The organism is Lentibacillus cibarius, from assembly GCF_005887555.1.
In the GTDB taxonomy this organism is placed as follows: domain Bacteria; phylum Bacillota; class Bacilli; order Bacillales; family Amphibacillaceae; genus Lentibacillus; species Lentibacillus cibarius.
In genome coordinates this window covers 2,452,484-2,469,804 of the sequence record NZ_VCIA01000001.1, presented here as the reverse complement: position 1 = coordinate 2,469,804, position 17,321 = coordinate 2,452,484, and the positions used below count along the sequence as shown (strand labels likewise).

Genomic DNA, 17,321 nt, shown 5'->3' with positions numbered 1-17,321 from the left:
CTGCATAACGCTAATATTTTACTAAGCAATCAGGTCTCCCGTCAAGTCGTTATTTGTCGCATCAGCTGTTTCCATAATTCCGGCAATTCGTCGGCCGGATCGAGATTCAATTCATTTTTGTACAGCATCCGCTCATAGTTCCGTGTTAATTGATTCATTGCATCTGTATTGTAGCGGGAATCAATTTGTTTGGAAAACTCTCTTAGTGTCTGATCGGGTTTTTTCGCCAACCTTTGATGTGACAATACTTTCAGCAAATAGTGATAGGCTTCTTGAAATGTTTTTGCATCGTTATTCCGCTGCAGTTTCCTGAATAAATAGGCCGTTTTCCAGCGAAATCGCATTTTGTATACTATAAAGCTGAACAAAAGAAGTACGCCCGCACCCGCGAGTACATACCACCAGTTTATATCAAAGCTGGCTGAATTGCTCTCCTTTTCTGGTGTGGTATCCTTTGTCGTATCCTCTTCCGGCGTTTCTTCCGGTTGATTTTCAGGCGTTTCCGTTTCAGGTGCGTCTGGTGCGTCATCCTGTTCTGTTTCATCAATGTTCATATGAAAGTCTGCTAAATTGGAAAAACCCTGTGTCGGTTCAAACGGCACCCAACCTGACCCCGGAAAATAGGCCTCTACCCAGGAATGGGCATTCGCATTTGTTATTTCATATACATCGTAATCATCCGTTGAGTCACCACTCTGAATCACTTCCCCGCTCGTAAAGCCCTTCACCCAGCGGGCAGGTATATCAAGCGAACGCAGCATGACCACCATCGACGTGGAATAGTTATCACAATAGCCCTTTTGCGAATCAAACAAGAACTGGTCAACATAGTCCTGATCTTCTTTCGGCACCGGTACATTCTTTATCTGGTACGTAAACCCGCTTCGACCAAAGTAGGTTTCGATGGACCGGGCTTTATCGTAACGATTGTCATCATCGGAAGTGATCTCCTCAGCAAGTTCCCCGACTCTATCAGGAAGCGACGCCGGCAACTGCGTGTACCGCTCCTGCAATCCTTCAGGAAGGTCACTATTACCGCCACGTACTTCACGTAGCTTGTCAATCGCGAATGACGGCTTCTCATACGTCACGCTGTATTTAGCCGGATTGGCCGCTTCCCCGTTACGTTCCGGACGTATTTCACCATACGTGCTATCCAGCAGCAGGGTTAAATCTTTCGGCATCTCCGCCTGTTTGATTCCATATGGATAAACGAGTTTTTTCAACGATTTATCTCCTTGAAAACTCACCGTATCTGTCCATTGCTCCGTCTCGACGGAATTCTGAAACGTTTCCAGCGAAATATTCCCGTTCTGCTGCGGCTTGAAGCTTGGTTCACTTGACTTTTCCCAGCCTTTTCCGGTATATACATCCTTTGTTTCAACCCGCCAGTAGTGGTCGTTCTTTGCCACAGCTTGGAAAATTACCGAATAATCCTGAACAAATCCGCCACCTAGCCTGCTGTCGTCGTTTCCATAACCGACTTTTTGAATGGCCGAACCAGCCCCGGGACCACCGGCATTATCCGCGGCACTTCTAATGAATGGCACCGGATCCGGCCATTGCGGATCAAATTTCGGCGCTGCATAACCAACCAATACGGCAAACATTACCATTACAGCCAATGGAACGGCCCACATTGGGGCTTTTTTAAACCACGAAAACCGGAGTGACTCCCCGTCAATCATCTTGAGAAAGTTCGTCATGCCCAATGCGACAAATGAAACGACGAATGTCCGGACGATGGCGGCATCAGCATCGTAGGTAGTAAATGTGTCCAGTACACTTAAATATATAAACGTTAGTAATATGAACACAAAAATTCGCTTCATCACGATAAACCAATAATACAGAAGATAGCTTAACATCCATATCATAATTAAGAATAGCACACTTCTGAACATTGACGTCAGCTCAAACCACTGCTGGGAAAACAGTGCATGTACATTAAAGCCAATCTCCATTGATACACGTTCAAACCACGCACCACTCAAAAAAGACGCCGGCACAAATAACGCATCAATAATCACCAGCATGCCAATTCCTTTTAACGGGAAGGAAATCCACCATTTCACATCAAGCATCGATAGAGAGAAACAGAATAAAGTATATAAAATAAATACAGTCAGATTGGTTACATCACCAATCTCTTGTACTGGATATAGCCATTCCAAAAACAGTACAAAAGCGCAAATATACAGTAATGAGGTGTACAGAAAAGGAATCCGTGTGTTCAAGCTAGCGTCACCTCAATCATTCTCCGGGACAGCTCTTTTTCGGTTAAGACATTCATGCAAATACCTTCCGAATGAAGCTGCCGGATTATCGTTTGTTCACGTTGTGTTATCAAGGAAGATGCCTGGATATACACGATCATCAGTTTTTTCATGCGCTGACCAACCTGCCGAACCACGTCCAAAAATGAGGCATCCATATGCGTTGTCACCAGAACAATGGTAGCTCCGGTTGTTAGCTGCATCATTTCTTCACGCAGTTTTACCGAAAAAGAAATATCCCCTCCAGGCCGGATACTAGTCAAATGCCGATTAACCCAGTCCCGTTTAAACGGGTCATGTGTCAATGGAAAATAACTCGTTCGTTCTCCAATTGATAAAAAGCCTGCCTGGCAAGCCTGTTTTTCCATTGCTCCAAGTAGAGACATCGTCAGTTCTACCGCCGCCTCAAATGCCAGTTCATTTAACCCCGGGTATTGACAGGCATCCAGCACAACAACGGTATCCGTACTTTTTTCCTGTTCAAACTCCTTGGTGATTAACGTGTTCTTTTTCGCTGTTTGTTTCCAATCAATCCAAGAAAATTGGTCCCCGGGCGTGTACTCACGAATTCCTGCGGCTACATTGCTGTTTTTGGCATTTATCACTCGTGACGGGGCTGCTCCTTGTTCATAGCTGGCGACTTTTTCCGGAAGTTGGACAGGTCGTTCTAATGGAAAGGCGGTCAGCTGGTTCGTTGTATGAAAAACATGTTCCTTGGTTATCATTCCGAACACATCCCCGGTTCGAATCCGGATGGCTTCAAGTGTGTGTGTTCCGCGCGGTACTTGTTCGATGACGTAAGGAAGTTCGATTGTGCGGCGGAATCCGGGGAAAATGATTTTCTTAATAGTACGGTTCACGTGCAATTTATCCGGACGGTCTAAATAGCGATAGCGCTCATGATTACCGCCCACCTTCTGCAGTGTTTCAGGAAAGACTTCTTCACAAATACAGTAATATAATGGGAAAGGAACAGTACGCCTGATCCGGATGGTTACAGCTGCCCGGTCACCAGCATGGATAACATGACGGGACAGCTCTCGTGTTACCTCCCACTTTTGTATTGGATAGAATAAGAGTCCAAGATGATATAGAAAAATAGGCAAAAAGCCAAAAAAGAGAAACCAACTTACAAAGCCCCCCTGGAACATCGCAAACGAAAATAGAAGTGAAAACAGAATAATTACAAAAGCTAACTTCCCAGCAAATCGGAATGTTGCTTTCATGAAGGAAATTCCTTCCGAATCGGTACTTGCGTGTTTGCAACCACACTTTCGATAATCTGCTCACCTGAGTGTCCCTCATACTTCGCCTCAGCGGTTAAAATCATTCGATGTGCCAAGACATATGGTGCCAAGTATTTAACATCATCCGGTAAAACATAATCACGTCCGTGAATATAGGCATACGCCTTCGCTGCCTTCATGAGGGCAATAGATCCGCGGGGGCTGACACCAAGATAGATAGATTGGTGGTCGCGTGTATTCGTTACTAGTTTAATAATGTAAGTTTGTACATTTTGATCAATATACACATCTTTTACTTCTTCTTGGATGGATAACAACTCTTCTCGTTTCATGACAGCTCCAAGGCTTTCAATCGGATGGTCTTTAGAGGTTAAGTCAAGCATGTGCAATTCTTGTTCAGCTGACGGATAACCTAAGCGCATCTTTAAAATAAACCGGTCAAGTTGTGCCTCTGGAAGTGGATAGGTTCCTTCATACTCAATTGGGTTTTGCGTTGCCATGACAAAAAACGGCTTTTTTAATGGAATCGTATTACCGTCTACTGTAACGTTCTTTTCTTCCATGGCCTCCAAAAGCGCGGACTGTGTCTTCGGTGAGGTACGGTTAATTTCATCAGCAAGGACAATATTACCCAGTATCGGCCCTGCACGAAACTCAAATTCCATATCTTTCGGGTTATAAATGGAAACGCCTGTAACATCAGCCGGAAGCAAATCAGGCGTGAACTGGATCCTTCTAAAATCACAATCCAGTGATTTGGCAAGTGTCCGTACAAGCATTGTTTTCCCAACACCCGGTACATCTTCCAGTAAAACATGGCCTTGAGCCAGTAGTGCAACCAAGCTTAATGTCGCCTCTTTATGTTTACCAACCATGACGTTATTTATATTTGTTAAAACGCGCTCAATCTTTGTATTATTAACTGCAGTGTCCTGCATGATACTAAAAACTCCTTCCCTGCCTTTAACACGTATACACTTTAACTATACTAAAAATGGGCTATAAAGTAAAAGCGGATTTCGGACCACTTATTGCCATGAAAAATTCAATCATCCATTCATCATTGGGTTTCCTTGCTGACCGATCCAAATGTCTGATTGTTCCAGTTGGAAGGCTAATTGCAACAGCTTGTCTTCTCTCCCTTTCGATGCCAAAACTTGAACACCGATGGGCAGCCCTTGTTCTGACAGGTGAACCGGTACCGACATGGCTGGTTGGCCGGTTAGATTAGCTAGTTGTGTGAACGGTGTATACGTAAGGCTCGGCAGGAAAATATCCCAAATAATTTGTTGCGCTTCCTCTTTTTTCGCATCTGCCATTTTTTCCTGCCAGTATACCTGTTCTTCCGGTGAATGTGATAGTTCACCTACTCTTGGAGCTGTGAAAGCTGTAGCAGGTGTTATATAAAAATCATACGTCCGGTGAAGTGCCTCCATCTGTGCAGCAGCTTGGTCCCAAGCAGCTAGACTGGATGAAAACTCTGCCGCTGACACTGATTTTCCCGCCTTATGCATTAGCCATGTCTCAATCTCGACATCCTCTGGCGTGAGCGTTCTCCCAATGGCACGTTCCAGTTGTTGGGTAACCGCTGATATTTCACCACTGTTCATGACATAATAATGCTGCATTAACTGAACGCCGTCAACGCCATTATCTTGTTCCTCCACGATATGCCCTTCCTGCTCCAGCCATTTGACTGCTTTTTCCACAGCTTTTTTTGCATCACTCGAAACCGGCGTGTCAACCGGTGATTTCGTGGTGTACGCAATCCGGAGTGGCCGCTTAAACGGAACTGCCATCGCCTCTTGATAGGATCCGGAAAATAAAGGTGTCTGAAATGCCGCTTCAGGCTGCACCACTTGCAGAACATCCAGCAGTGCGGCACTGTCCCGCACACTCCGGCTTAGCGCAAAACCAATCGACGCCCCTTGCCATTGCCGGCCTGCACCAGGACCAACAGGTGTACGCCCGCGTGTCGGCTTCAATCCGAATAAACCGGTAAACGAGGCCGGGATGCGGATGGATCCCCCTCCGTCGCTTGCGCCAGCAACCGGAACGACACCGGCAGCAATGGCCGCAGCAGCCCCACCACTTGATCCACCAGGCGAGTGATTGGTATTCCATGGATTTCTTGATGGTCCATACAGCTCAGGCTCGGTAATATTTTTCAGCCCGAATTCGGGTGTGTTCGTATGCCCCATGATGAGCAGTCCTGCTTCCCGCAATCGCCGGACGTAATGAGCGTCCTTTTCACTAACGGTCCCTTTCAATAGCCTGGATGAGGAGGTCATCGGTTCCCCGGCCAATGACTGGGATAAATTTTTCAATAAAAACGGAACACCGGAAAAAGGCTGTCCACTTTTAACATGGTCGGCTTCTGCCATCACTCGGTCTTTCCGGTCATGGACAACAGCATTTAAGGACGGGTTAACTTCTTCCAACCGCTTGCAAGCTGTCTCCAGCAGCTCACGCGGGTGTATCTCCTTCATTTGGATCAACTCTGCCATATCGGTTGCCTGTAACTTGGCATACGTTTCAAATTTCATGTAACTCTCCCCCTCTGCTTTCATCATGCCCATTATATCACGGGGTTCCCCTGGTTTCCGACTGAATTTCTTTAGAAAGTCACCCCTTATCTTCTTTTTTCCAGGGTGGGTCTCCATAGTGATGAAGTTTTTGATTTATTTTATAGATTGTGTACGGGATGATAAAAACAAGGAACGCATTAAAAAACACCCACATGTCCGGAATTCGCTCAAGCAACTGTTTCCACATAGTCACCTTCCTCCTAATTACTTCGTTTGCTCAGTAATACCTGTTGTTTGAATGTTTATATTTGCCGTAACATCAATGTTTGCTTCACTAAAGTAATTCTTGCCCTTGTCCCAATCTTTCTTCACTGTCTGCCATACATCATAATGATATTTATGCAGTTTTTCGCCAACACCTAGAATGTCTGTTTTCCAATCTTCCTGGGCCTTTTGGATCGTCGTTTTCATTAGCTGTTCCATTTTCTTCTTCGCTTTCTTTTCAACAGCCCGAAACTTTTTTTCACTCCGTAGACTGTTAGTGGTAAAACTCTCTGCTATTTCTGCGTGAGCCTCCGTATGGATGGAAACATCGATAACCGGTTTTTTTGTAGCACGGACTTTCATCGAACTATTCACTTTCTTAAGTTCTAATGTAATCGATTCATCATCATGTTTCACTTTAATCGATCCGCCATTCACCTCACCTGTCAGCAAATTATAGCCCTTTGTTTCCTGAACGTTCATAGCGCCGACCATACGATTATTATTCCCATGGAAAACGGCTGCTCCCTGATATTTCATACTATCTCCCTTTTTCATGACTTTTGGAATAATAAAGCTATTTTCTCCTAGCAAACGTTCATGCAAATCCCCGACCCGGAGCGGTTTGAGATTACCCAGATTCTGAAAATTGTTTTCCATGACCGATTCAATATGCATGACGGGAAGTTTTTCACTTTCAGGAACGATGTTTAATATTCCGGCTGCATCACCCTCGGCAATGACCACTTTGACACCTCTGCGCATCTCTTGATCACGGATGAACAAATCCATGACATTTTCGAACAGCTTCGTCTTAGCCAACTCACTTGAAACAGCAATCAGTTTCATATCCGATAAATATGGTGAACGGCTTGTCATGGCTGCCATTTTCCGGTCAATCGCAAACAAGCTTTTACCTGTGGCTGCTATATTAGCATAAGCCGGGTCTTCACCCGATGATCCCTGACTTGGTGATCCCCAACCAGAAGGTACAACAAATTGATTGGTAAGTTTTATTTCATTTTTCTTTGCGCTTTTCTTCGGCAAATCCACTGCCGCGCCAACGACAAAACCGCGATCTTCTATCTCCACCCTGTCCCAGCATCCCGCAAGAAACAGTACCAGCAACAAAGCCATGAGCAGATAAACACGTTGATGATGATGGTTCATTTCTTAATCCCACCCCTCGCTTTCCACGCAATAAAGAGAACCGCCACCGTGGAACTAACGACAGCAAACCCATACATACTAGTAAAGGTGCCGAGTGCACTAATTTCATTGGTGCTTTGCGGAATCATGCCCACAATGTATATCAATGGGGACAGTATGAAAATCAGCTGCATTTTACGATTCTTTTTAAATAGTGCATTCAACGCAAATATCGCGCTATCAAAGAACATTACAGTCGTATTAAAAATAGCCATAATCCAAATAACAAAAAACAACGACTCAAACCGTTCGAAAAACCCGCCAGGTATTTGCACGTCTTTGGCTAGTTCCACGGTTGGATACAACAAATTCGCTGCAGCAAGATTGCCGAACACACCGATGAACATGACAAAAATCATGATATATAACACAACTGCAACCGACATACCGACTGCAGCTTTTTTCGGAACATTACGGGGACTTTTTACTAATGACGTATAAAATAAAAGAACCCCAAACCCCATAAAAGAAAAAGTGCTCTTTGTTAATGCATTCCATTGGCTGTTAAAGTCGGTCGTCAAAACAGGAAGCAAATTTTCAGGAATAAACAGCCCAATATTAAGCAGTATCACCAGTAAGCTAATAAATACAACAATTGGAAAAAACAACATATTTAGTCGAAACAGCCCGACCTTTGACCCCGAAACGGCATATATGACAATCAATAAAAAGGTAAGGGAAACAGCATCAAAAGGCGTCCGTTCGAACAAATACTCCTCGGAAACAGATGCGATGGCACGCGTTTGATAGACGGTGTTCGACAGTCCATAAATAGCGAATAAAAGTGTAAATAGGACCGCCACAGGTTTGGATGTTAGTGTTGATGCATACGAAAAAAAGCTCTCTCGCGGGAATTGTACCGCAAGCTTGGCCACGATCCACGTCATCAAAATAGCAAACGTACCTCCGATTACCAATGCGAATACTCCATCGACACCATTGGTCGGTTCTGCAAGCGTTCTTGGTAGCGTAATGATGCCAATGCCAACAACAATGGAGGGGATGGCAATCATCATTTCTTTATCACCTATTTGATCATCCGCATACTCGAACTTTTTCATCCGCTAGATTCTCCTTTATCCACCCGATTTGTCATCATCGGAGGGTAGCCGCCCTGATCGCACTCATTGCTTTTTCCTAGCCCTAAGTTTTAGAAATATAAATAAAAGGACTGTAACAGAAATCGTGGCTGCAGCTCCAAGTACACCCATAAAGGTCCCCAATGCATCTATTTCATTGCTGTTTTGCGGCATCATTCCGACAATGTATACCAACGGAGACAGTATGAAAATCAGCTGCATTTTACGATTCTTTTTAAAAAGAGCATTCAGCGCAAACACCGCCGTATCCATGGCCATAATGGACGTATTAAAAATGGCCATAATCCAAATGACAAAAAATAATAACTCAAACCGTTCCAAAAACCCGCCAGGTATTTGCACGTCTTTAGCGAGTTCGACGGTCGGGTACAGCAGATTCCCTGTTGCGAGGTTACCGAACCCCCCTATACACATGACGTAAATCATAATATATAACACCACTGCAAACGCCATTCCAGCAGCAGCTTTTTTTGGGACGTTACGGGGACTTTTCACCAAAGACGTGTAGAATAATAGAATGCCAAATCCCGTGAAGGTATTGGTACTTTCAATGAATGCACTGACTTGACTACTGAAGTCAGTAGTAAAAACAGGAAACAGGTTACCGGGAACAAACATCCCGATGTTAAATATAATCACTAGCAGTGTTATAAAAGCAATAATTGGAAGAAATATCATATTCAACCGAAACAGGCCTGTCCTTGATCCTGAAACGGCATACATGACGACCAATAAAAAGGTGAGCGCGATGATACCAAAAGGCGTTCGGTTAAACAAATACTGATCGGCAACAGCTGCAATGACACGTGTCTCAAAAGCTGTCATCGACAACCCATAGACAGACAATAAAAGCGTATATATGACAGCTACAGGCTTAGACGTAACGGATGTCGTATACGAAAAGAAGCTTTCTTGCGGAAATTGTACTGCAAGCTTTGCTACCAACCACGTTATAAAAACAACACACAGCCCGCCAAAAAACAGTATGAAAAGCCCGTCCGCAACATTGGTTGACTCCGCAAGTGATCTTGGCAGCGACAATACACCAACGCCGATAACAACGGAAGGGATAGCAATCATAAGCTCCTTGTCACCGATTTGGTCATCAGCATACTCGAACTTTTTCATCAATGTTTCTCCTTATCCCTTGACTTATTATCAACGGTTTGCATGTAAGCCGGTCGTCTTGTTTGCATAGCAATCGGCGCCCGCAGTATAAGGTCTTTCCAATCATGGAAGAAAGTTGGAGCATAAGGAGTTGAATAGGGTACGCCAATACTTTTTAAATTGACAATATGAATATTAATCATAATATAGACAAGTATGACACCATATAGGCCAAAAAAAGAAGCCGCAAGCATAAAACCGAACCGGAGCAGACGAAATGCAATCGTCGTACTGTAGGAAGGGATGGCAAATGCTGCAATAGCTGTTACCGCAACCACAATAACCATAATCGGACTAACCACGCCCGCTTGGACAGCAGCATCACCAATAACTAGACCACCGACGATACCGATTGTCTGTCCAATGGTTTTCGGAAGACGGGCACCCGCCTCTCGGAGCAGTTCCATCGTGAATGCCATAATAAACGCTTCAATCGCTGCCGGGAACGGAACCCCTTCACGTGTTGCGGCAATGGAAAAGGCCAATTTAGGAGGAATCATTCCCGGATCATAGGAAACCAGCGCAATATATAATGACGGCAGAAACATTGCTAGAAAAGCTGCCCCATACCGCAATAAACGAAGAAATGTACCAATGAGCCAGCGTTCGTTGTAGTCTTCCGGTGATTGAAACGTGTTTCCCAACGTAAGCGGCGCAATCAGAACAAACGGCGTTCCATCGAGGATGATGGCGATTTTCCCCTGCAATATGGCTGTGGCAACTTTGTCCGGTCGTTCGGTATTAGCAATCTGTGGAAATGGTGATAAAAAGCTATCTTCAATCCATTGCTCAACAAATCCGGATTCCGGCGCATCGTCGAGATCTATTGTTTTCAGCCGGCGATTGACTTCTTTTAAAATATCCGGATGGACAATCCCCTCTATGTAAGATACGACCAGGTTTTTTTTGGAGCGCCGACCTATTTGGTAGGTTTTAAACCGCAAATTAGGATCCCGGATGTGCCGACGAATCAGCATCATATTCGTACGCAGGTTCTCAATAAACCCTTCACGCGGGCCACGGATGAGCGACTCGGTTACCGGTTCTTCAATGGAACGCGTTTGCCATCCTTTTAGATCAAGCATTAACACCTGGTCAATGCCGTCAAGATAGAGGATGGCACTGCCGTATAGTAGGGCAAATGACACATCATCCAGCGTCTTCCCTTTACTGACATCACCAGTCGATATAAGCTCTTTTTCTACTTCATTAATTAAATCATTTGTATCTTTTGGCAATTCCTGTTTTTCCGCATAGTACTGCAAATTCTTTATCACATTATTGTTGATTTCCGGTTTGTCCACCAATCCATCAATATAAACAACAGCGCAGCGATAGTCAGGACGTCCGAGAGAAAGTTCGCGGATAACGAGGTCATTCGGCTTCTCCAGCATTGTTTCAATAATTTCCAAGTTCTTGTCCAGGTTTTTCTTTAAATCGGTATCAAACTCGATGGCTGGCTTTTGTTTGGATTGTTGTTTCCCTTTTTGTTTAAAAAATGACCCAATCCCCATTATCTTTCCCTCCCATTTTTAACCTGTTTCCCTTTACCTTTCCTTAAAGCTTTTAATTTATACGGTATAAGATATTTTGTACTAGCCACACTAGCTTTACAACCTTTTATAGGAGGTAGGTCTGATGACACGCAACCATGTATCTCTTCAATCGATCATGTCCCTTCAACCTGAACTACCATTAAATATGCCACCAACACGGACAGTACATTTGACAATCGACGAAACAGGCAAACGGGTAAAAAGAAAAACCAAAGGCGCAATAACTGCCAGCAGCACACATGAAGCAGCGACCAACTAACAAGGCGTATGAAAACAGAGCCTAAAAAGGATAAAGATAAACTTGAAATGCTGCTTTGGAGTATTGCCCTTCCTGGATTTGGTCAACTACTAAACAACAAGTACTTTAAAGGTTTTGTGTTTGTTTCACTTGAAGTCGTTATTAATGTGATGGGGAATTTTAATGAAATTATCGTCTTCAGTTTCCATGGAGACATTAAAAGTGCCATAGACCACACTGATTATCAATGGCTCATGTTCTACCCGTGTCTTTATTTCTTTGCGATGTGGGATGCTTACCGAGATGCAGCCGGCGAAAGTAAACCATATATGTTTATCGTGTTCGTCTTTGCTGCTTATTTTGTTACAGTTGGGTTAATTTTCTCCCCAACGTTTACCATATTTGGTATACTTATTGGGCCAATGTGGTTGCCAATGTTGTTTTTGCCCATCGGTCTCATCGTTGTTGGAGTGATTCGATGGCTATTACTTAGACGAGTCAAACAGGATACCACTAAAGAAATGTAAAAAGGATTCTCATGTCTGCTACATAAGAATCCTTTTTCCTGTTTGCTTTTATTATTCCATTTTGGTGGCACGCCTAGTACGATGATAATGACGACAATAACAAAAAGTGGTAAATAGCCGTCAGAACAGTGTTCTCATTCACACTGTTTTCTGGCATTACTTTTGCAGGTATTTCTGAGTTCGCTCTTTTCAGTTGATATTGCTTAATCACATCACCATTCATATTACTAATTTTTAACAACCCATTTTTATCTACTTCTTTCCTTATCGGGACTTGTAAGGGGCGTGTGTAGGTTATCTTTTCCGACGTATTATATTGATGGATCCCGCCGTTAAACGGGGTTGCTTTAGGAATAGTAGCACGCGTGAAGTTTGCAAACCCGTAATCCAGCAAATGTTTCGTATCATCGTATGCCTTGTCCTGGAAATTAGTTTTTAATGTAATGACAATCAGGCTAAGATTTTCCCTTTCCGCGGTCGTTGCCAGCGTAAATCCGGATTGATCAACAAAGCCGGTTTTGCCACCGGTAATCCCTACATAAGGCATTTGCCGCATTAATTTATGGTGGGTCAAAAGCGTTGTATCCCAAGACTCACCATGCCACTCTAACGCTACCGTCCCGAAAATTTCCCGAAACGTTTCATTTTGCATTGCATATTTCGTAATTTGAGCCAAATCCGCCGCAGTGGTAACATGATTAGGGTTAAACAAGCCGTGTGGATTTTCAAAATTTGTATCCCGCACACCAACCTTTTCTTCTAAATAATATTCAAATCTTTAGCGAAACTGGCAACACTGCCACTTAGATGCTCAGCTATCGCAACACCCGCATCATTACCGGAATTGATTAAGAGCCCCTGAATAAGCTTTTTTAATGTAACTTTTTCATCCTTAGCAAGATACACTCTTGTTCCTTCTATATTCCGAGCCTTTTTACTAACTGTTGCAATACTATCCAAATCTCCGTTTTCAATAGCATAAATAGCGGTAGCAATTTTGGTCAGACTGGCAGGATACATCGATGCATGCGCATTTTTGGCAAACAGAACATCACCGGTCTCTGCATCAATCATAATAGCTGCCTCACTTGTTATGGACGGAGGCTCACTACTTTGTGCTGCTTGCGCGGTTACCATAGGAAGCGAACTTACGAGGATACTAATTATTAGGATGAACAACTTTTTCATAACATGATTACACCTTTTCCATTCAGCATTCTTGTCCATTTTAAATGATTTTTGTCCGTATACATCCAGGTTAACCTAATTGTTATGTAATTGTAATATTTCGCATGGGTCATGAGTAAGGCGAGACTGGCAAGCCAGGTTTTCGCGCGAGTTTCGGGCCGGGTCGCGCGACTTTCCACTCGGGTCGCGCGAGTTCTGGCCAAAATCGGTGACCAGCCTTTCGAAAATAAAAAAGTTTCCCGTCCGGTATACCGGTTTTCGGGAAACTTTGTTGCGGCCTATTTTTTTCGTCTGATGCCAATTACACGTCCGACTTCTTTCGGATTTTCTTCCGGGGTATGGTGCTGGGCAAGTTCTTTTACATTTTCATAAACTTCTTCTGGGAATGGTGCCGGTCGACCGCTTTCCTGATCAATTCCCATGAGCATTTGCTCGCTCGTTGCAGCTCGTTTACCGTCTTCGCCAAATAGCTCAAAGAATATGTGCACGCGCTTCGCATCATAATCGATCATCTGCATATGGACTTCAAACGGTTCGTCCAGTTTCATTTCATCCAAATAGCAGACATGTGTTTCCATTGTATAAATGGTATACATTTGCTGCTCGCGGAACTCATCCGTAATACCGATTAGCTTCATGAAGCGGTCGACGCCCCAGCTGAAGGCACGCACATATTCAGCGTCATTCATGTGACCGTTATAATCAATCCATTCCTCGGGTACGTTATGCTTAATAAGCACGCTCCTATTCACGATAGTCCCTCCTCATATCATATGATGTTGCTCTCCAGCATCCTACACGCCGGATAACAGTTTAATAATTTATACATTTCCTGATAAGTTGGCACCTGGCCAGTATTTTTCCAATAGTTGCTGCAACTCAATTAAGAATGCATCGCGGCGTTCTTCCAGTTTTTCCATCTCTACATCACCAGTCTGTTCTTCACAGCCAGTTATTACTTTCTCTGACAATTCATCCGTTAATTCAGGCGCTTCCAGTTTGGTCCATGGCAGCTTCAAAGCCGGACCAAATTGTTCAAGAAGATGGCGCATTCCTTGTTTTCCGCCACCCATATGCAAGGTCATGAATGGCCCCATCAATGCCCAGCGCAGACCCGGACCATAAATGATGGACGCATCGATTTCCTCTGTTGATGCTGCACCGTCATTAACGATGTGCAGTGATTCGCGCCAAATTGCTTCCATCAGCCGGTCGGCAATATGGCCTTCTATTTCCTGACGAACGACGAGTGGTTTCATGTTCATGGACTCGTAAAATTGTCTAGCTTTTTCAACAAACGCATCATCCGTTTTCTCACCACCAACAAGCTCAACAAGCGGCATAAGGTAAACCGGGTTGAACGGGTGTGCAACAATCACGCGTTCGGGATGGTGTGCACAATCAGCCTGCAAGGTACTAGGCAAAATACCGGATGTGCTAGATGCGATGACGGCTTCTTTCGGTGCAAATTGATCAATCGACGCAATAACGCTTCGTTTTAATTCCTCGCGTTCGGGAACATTTTCCTGAACAAAGTCGGCTTCAGCCAGTGCCTTTTCTAGATCCGGCTCGAAAAAGAGGTTATCTTGTGAGGCACCTTCTGCCAATCCCATTTTTTCCATAGATGACCACGCACGACTTACTGCATCACGTGTACGAGCCTCCACTTCCGGAGCGGGGTCTGATGCAACAACGCGAAAGCCATTGGCCAAAAATCGTGTAATCCAGCCATTGCCGATGACCCCTGTCCCGACAACGGTTACTTGTTTAATCGATGATGTTGATGTCATGTTAGTCTTCCTTTCCATATGGGTTGCGTAAATTTAATTCTTTTCGAGCTTCAGCAGGTGTCATGATATCTGATCCAAGGGTTTCAACAATACCGGCAGCCTTGTCTACAAGTTGTTCGTTTGTTGCCAACTGTCCTTTTTTCAAGTACAGGTTGTCCTCTAGGCCGACACGAATATTACCGCCTTGCAGGATGGATTCCGCTACAATCGGCATTTGCATACGACCGATTCCAAACGCTGCCCATCTGCCGTTTTCGGGAATACGGCTTTTTAAGTATGCCAATGTCTCTGCATCAGCCGCAGCACCCCAAGGAATACCAAGACAGAATTGGTATAAAGGATCACCTTCAATTAACCCTTCCTTTATAAGCTGGTTGGCAAAGCGTACATGACCTGTATCAAAGCATTCCAGTTCAGGCTTTACACCACTTTCCTGAACGAGCTTTGCCTGTTTCCGCAGCCAGTCTGTTGGGCTAACATAAAGCATATTACCGAAATTGGTGCTGCCGCAGTCAAGGGTACACATTTCCGGGAGAAGTTCACCAACTGGTTCATGGCGCTCCTCCGGTGTCTGCATGTCCGTTCCTTCACCGCCTCTGGTCGGATCGGCATCGCTTGGAACCCAGTCACCGCCACCGCCTGAAGTGATATTAATAATCACATCTGTTTCCGATTCACGGATACGTTCTACCGTCTCACGGAACAGGTTCACATCATGACTCATTTGACCTGTTTCAGGGTCACGCACATGAAGATGAGCGATTGTAGCCCCAGCTTTGGCTGCTTTAATTGCTGAATCTGCTATCTCTTTTGGCGTCACAGGAACATCCGGGTTTTTGGCTGTCGTATCTCCTGCTCCTGTCAACGCTGCTGAAAGAATTACTTTTTTACTCATTTACATTTCCTCCTGTCCGTTTTTTTGGTACATGTTTAAATATTTCGCCGCTCTCAAAAAAGTCTGTTACGCGACGTATCCAATCATAGTATTCCGTCCATTCGTGAAGTTCTGCCAACAATTCATTAATCGCTTGTTCATCCTCTTCTGTCAGATCCTGTTGTTGTTGCAATTCATCAAGCTTGTTATTTAGGCGCTGCTCAAAGTGTCGGCTCCGACTGATCGCTTTTTGCCAAGTGGACGTAAATAGAGAGATAAACGTCTGATAATAATCTTCTTCCACCGTGTATAAATCTTTCCGGACACCCTTCTTAAAAACACGTTCAGCAATATTCATATCAATCATTTCTCGGACGACCTGACTCATCCTTGTTTTGCTCATTCCGGTTTCAGCTGACAAATCATCCAGTGTCATCGGCTCCCGATTCATATAAATAATTCCCAGTACCCGTCCGACACTCGTTGATGCACCAAAGGCATTCATATTATCTGTTATTTTCTCAATAAATTGCGTTCGGACATCTTCAATTTTTTCCAATTTATTGTCCATATCTTCCCCCATTTTCATACGACCCGACCTCCTTCCCAATCAAAACTGCTTCGACCTGTCTACATCCAAACATACGGAAACAAGAAGAGGCAAGAGAAATATAAACTATTTACAACAAAAATTTTATAAAGTTTATAATCATTAACTCTTACCTGGCTGCAATAAGCGTTCGGACCATCCCAGAAGTAAGTCAGCGATAATGGCCATTAATGCTGTAGGAATAGCTCCTGCCAATATAATTGGTGTTCCATCTGTCGCATTTGTACCTGTCACGATAATGGCGCCAAGTCCTCCAGCACCAATAAAGGCACCGATCGCAACAATTCCAATACCGATGACCAATGCTGTTCGAACGCCGGCCATAATCACACTGACAGCAAGTGGCAATTCAACCATCCGTAACAATTGAAATTTAGTCATTCCAGAAGCATGACCTGCTTCAACGACTGTTTTATCAACGCTTTTCATACCAACATACGTATTTTGCGTAATCGGTAGGATGGAATATAACATGAGCGTCACAATCGCTGTATTGGTTCCAAGCCCCATGACGAGCATGATGACTGCCATAGCACCGAGCGCCGGGATGGTTTGGATAATACTTCCAAATGTTAGCACCCAACTGCTTAATTTACCGTATTTAGCAATCAGAATACCTAAGGGGACCGAAATAATGGCTGCAAACAGAACCCCGTATGCTGCCATCAGAAAATGCCTGTAAAATTGTGTCCATATATATTCGCCGTTATCACCGACGTAATGCATCAATTCTTGTAGTGTGTCCAT

At 44.1% G+C, this 17,321-nt stretch carries 18 protein-coding genes; 2 read left to right on the top strand and 16 right to left on the bottom strand.

What is annotated here, in order from left to right:
* Nucleotides 1-41: 41 nt before the first annotated feature.
* The 9 genes from FFL34_RS12140 to FFL34_RS12105 all read right to left on the bottom strand — a co-directional run bounded on the left by FFL34_RS12140 (nucleotide 42) and on the right by FFL34_RS12105 (nucleotide 11,305).
* Nucleotides 42-2,237 (bottom strand): transglutaminase TgpA family protein, encoded by a 2,196-nt coding sequence (locus tag FFL34_RS12140; RefSeq protein WP_138603661.1) that lies wholly within the window; start codon nucleotides 2,235-2,237, stop codon nucleotides 42-44.
* The gene (locus FFL34_RS12135; RefSeq protein ID WP_138603660.1) at nucleotides 2,234-3,502 is read right to left on the bottom strand and encodes a DUF58 domain-containing protein; all 1,269 of its coding nucleotides are present in this window, start codon (nucleotides 3,500-3,502) and stop codon (nucleotides 2,234-2,236) included. Before FFL34_RS12135 ends, FFL34_RS12140 begins: the two co-directional genes overlap by 4 nt.
* A complete protein-coding gene (locus FFL34_RS12130) occupies nucleotides 3,499-4,461 on the bottom strand; it encodes an AAA family ATPase (RefSeq protein WP_171046356.1) in 963 nt (320 codons plus the stop codon). The genes FFL34_RS12135 and FFL34_RS12130 overlap by 4 nt, the downstream gene beginning before the upstream one ends.
* 111 nt (nucleotides 4,462-4,572) lie before the next feature.
* Complete coding sequence (locus tag FFL34_RS12125) at nucleotides 4,573-6,069, bottom strand: amidase (RefSeq protein WP_138603658.1); 1,497 nt, start codon at nucleotides 6,067-6,069, stop codon at nucleotides 4,573-4,575.
* Nucleotides 6,070-6,148: 79 nt separating this feature from the next.
* On the bottom strand, nucleotides 6,149-6,298 hold the full coding sequence (locus FFL34_RS18290; protein WP_171046355.1) for a hypothetical protein: 150 nt from the start codon (nucleotides 6,296-6,298) through the stop codon (nucleotides 6,149-6,151).
* Between the two features lie 17 nt (nucleotides 6,299-6,315).
* The gene (locus tag FFL34_RS12120) at nucleotides 6,316-7,485 is read right to left on the bottom strand and encodes a Ger(x)C family spore germination protein (protein ID WP_138603657.1); all 1,170 of its coding nucleotides are present in this window, start codon (nucleotides 7,483-7,485) and stop codon (nucleotides 6,316-6,318) included.
* The gene (locus FFL34_RS12115) at nucleotides 7,482-8,585 is read right to left on the bottom strand and encodes a GerAB/ArcD/ProY family transporter (RefSeq protein ID WP_138603656.1); all 1,104 of its coding nucleotides are present in this window, start codon (nucleotides 8,583-8,585) and stop codon (nucleotides 7,482-7,484) included. The genes FFL34_RS12120 and FFL34_RS12115 overlap by 4 nt, the downstream gene beginning before the upstream one ends.
* A gap of 63 nt (nucleotides 8,586-8,648) precedes the next feature.
* Entirely contained in the window at nucleotides 8,649-9,752 is a 1,104-nt protein-coding gene (locus tag FFL34_RS12110) for a GerAB/ArcD/ProY family transporter (RefSeq protein WP_138603655.1), read from the bottom strand.
* Nucleotides 9,752-11,305 (bottom strand): spore germination protein, encoded by a 1,554-nt coding sequence (locus FFL34_RS12105; RefSeq protein WP_138603654.1) that lies wholly within the window; start codon nucleotides 11,303-11,305, stop codon nucleotides 9,752-9,754. The genes FFL34_RS12110 and FFL34_RS12105 overlap by 1 nt, the downstream gene beginning before the upstream one ends.
* Nucleotides 11,306-11,429: 124 nt before the next feature.
* On the opposite strand from FFL34_RS12105, the gene FFL34_RS18285 reads away from it, so the two are divergent.
* Together FFL34_RS18285 and FFL34_RS12100 are read left to right on the top strand one after the other, a co-directional pair.
* Complete coding sequence (locus FFL34_RS18285; RefSeq protein WP_171046354.1) at nucleotides 11,430-11,606, top strand: hypothetical protein; 177 nt, start codon at nucleotides 11,430-11,432, stop codon at nucleotides 11,604-11,606.
* 8 nt (nucleotides 11,607-11,614) lie between these two features.
* Nucleotides 11,615-12,112, top strand: coding sequence for a hypothetical protein (locus FFL34_RS12100; RefSeq protein WP_138603653.1), 498 nt, complete (start codon nucleotides 11,615-11,617; stop codon nucleotides 12,110-12,112).
* A gap of 73 nt (nucleotides 12,113-12,185) precedes the next feature.
* Here the strand turns inward: FFL34_RS12100 and FFL34_RS12095 are convergent, their stop codons facing one another.
* From FFL34_RS12095 to FFL34_RS12070, 7 genes are all read right to left on the bottom strand, one after another.
* Nucleotides 12,186-12,857 (bottom strand): D-alanyl-D-alanine carboxypeptidase family protein, encoded by a 672-nt coding sequence (locus FFL34_RS12095; protein ID WP_267900370.1) that lies wholly within the window; start codon nucleotides 12,855-12,857, stop codon nucleotides 12,186-12,188.
* 14 nt (nucleotides 12,858-12,871) lie between these two features.
* A complete protein-coding gene (locus FFL34_RS18835) occupies nucleotides 12,872-13,300 on the bottom strand; it encodes a D-alanyl-D-alanine carboxypeptidase family protein (RefSeq protein WP_267900369.1) in 429 nt (142 codons plus the stop codon).
* A gap of 278 nt (nucleotides 13,301-13,578) precedes the next feature.
* On the bottom strand, nucleotides 13,579-14,052 hold the full coding sequence (locus FFL34_RS12090; RefSeq protein WP_234031490.1) for a thioesterase family protein: 474 nt from the start codon (nucleotides 14,050-14,052) through the stop codon (nucleotides 13,579-13,581).
* 69 nt (nucleotides 14,053-14,121) lie between these two features.
* Complete coding sequence (locus FFL34_RS12085) at nucleotides 14,122-15,090, bottom strand: 3-hydroxyacyl-CoA dehydrogenase NAD-binding domain-containing protein (RefSeq protein ID WP_138603652.1); 969 nt, start codon at nucleotides 15,088-15,090, stop codon at nucleotides 14,122-14,124.
* A gap of 1 nt (nucleotide 15,091) precedes the next feature.
* Nucleotides 15,092-15,985, bottom strand: a complete 894-nt coding sequence (locus tag FFL34_RS12080) for a beta-keto acid cleavage family enzyme (protein ID WP_138603651.1) — start codon at nucleotides 15,983-15,985, stop codon at nucleotides 15,092-15,094.
* On the bottom strand, nucleotides 15,978-16,535 hold the full coding sequence (locus tag FFL34_RS12075; protein WP_138604735.1) for a GbsR/MarR family transcriptional regulator: 558 nt from the start codon (nucleotides 16,533-16,535) through the stop codon (nucleotides 15,978-15,980). Before FFL34_RS12075 ends, FFL34_RS12080 begins: the two co-directional genes overlap by 8 nt.
* Nucleotides 16,536-16,676: 141 nt before the next feature.
* On the bottom strand, nucleotides 16,677-17,321 hold the full coding sequence (locus FFL34_RS12070) for an ABC transporter permease (RefSeq protein WP_138603650.1): 645 nt from the start codon (nucleotides 17,319-17,321) through the stop codon (nucleotides 16,677-16,679).

Excerpts from the sequence above, each read along its gene's own strand:
- FFL34_RS12135 (WP_138603660.1), bottom strand. The coding sequence starts at position 3,502 with ATGAAAGCAACATTCCGATTTGCTGGGAAGTTAGCTTTTGTAATTATT.
- FFL34_RS12130 (WP_171046356.1), bottom strand. The coding sequence starts at position 4,461 with ATGCAGGACACTGCAGTTAATAATACAAAGATTGAGCGCGTTTTAACA.
- FFL34_RS12125 (WP_138603658.1), bottom strand. The coding sequence starts at position 6,069 with ATGAAATTTGAAACGTATGCCAAGTTACAGGCAACCGATATGGCAGAG.
- FFL34_RS18290 (WP_171046355.1), bottom strand. The coding sequence starts at position 6,298 with ATGTGGAAACAGTTGCTTGAGCGAATTCCGGACATGTGGGTGTTTTTT.
- FFL34_RS12120 (WP_138603657.1), bottom strand. The coding sequence starts at position 7,485 with ATGAACCATCATCATCAACGTGTTTATCTGCTCATGGCTTTGTTGCTG.
- FFL34_RS12115 (WP_138603656.1), bottom strand. The coding sequence starts at position 8,585 with ATGAAAAAGTTCGAGTATGCGGATGATCAAATAGGTGATAAAGAAATG.
- FFL34_RS12110 (WP_138603655.1), bottom strand. The coding sequence starts at position 9,752 with ATGAAAAAGTTCGAGTATGCTGATGACCAAATCGGTGACAAGGAGCTT.
- FFL34_RS12105 (WP_138603654.1), bottom strand. The coding sequence starts at position 11,305 with ATGGGGATTGGGTCATTTTTTAAACAAAAAGGGAAACAACAATCCAAA.
- FFL34_RS18285 (WP_171046354.1), top strand. The coding sequence starts at position 11,430 with ATGACACGCAACCATGTATCTCTTCAATCGATCATGTCCCTTCAACCT.
- FFL34_RS12100 (WP_138603653.1), top strand. The coding sequence starts at position 11,615 with ATGAAAACAGAGCCTAAAAAGGATAAAGATAAACTTGAAATGCTGCTT.
- FFL34_RS18835 (WP_267900369.1), bottom strand. The coding sequence starts at position 13,300 with ATGAAAAAGTTGTTCATCCTAATAATTAGTATCCTCGTAAGTTCGCTT.
- FFL34_RS12085 (WP_138603652.1), bottom strand. The coding sequence starts at position 15,090 with ATGACATCAACATCATCGATTAAACAAGTAACCGTTGTCGGGACAGGG.
- FFL34_RS12080 (WP_138603651.1), bottom strand. The coding sequence starts at position 15,985 with ATGAGTAAAAAAGTAATTCTTTCAGCAGCGTTGACAGGAGCAGGAGAT.
- FFL34_RS12075 (WP_138604735.1), bottom strand. The coding sequence starts at position 16,535 with ATGGACAATAAATTGGAAAAAATTGAAGATGTCCGAACGCAATTTATT.
- FFL34_RS12070 (WP_138603650.1), bottom strand. The coding sequence starts at position 17,321 with ATGGACACACTACAAGAATTGATGCATTACGTCGGTGATAACGGCGAA.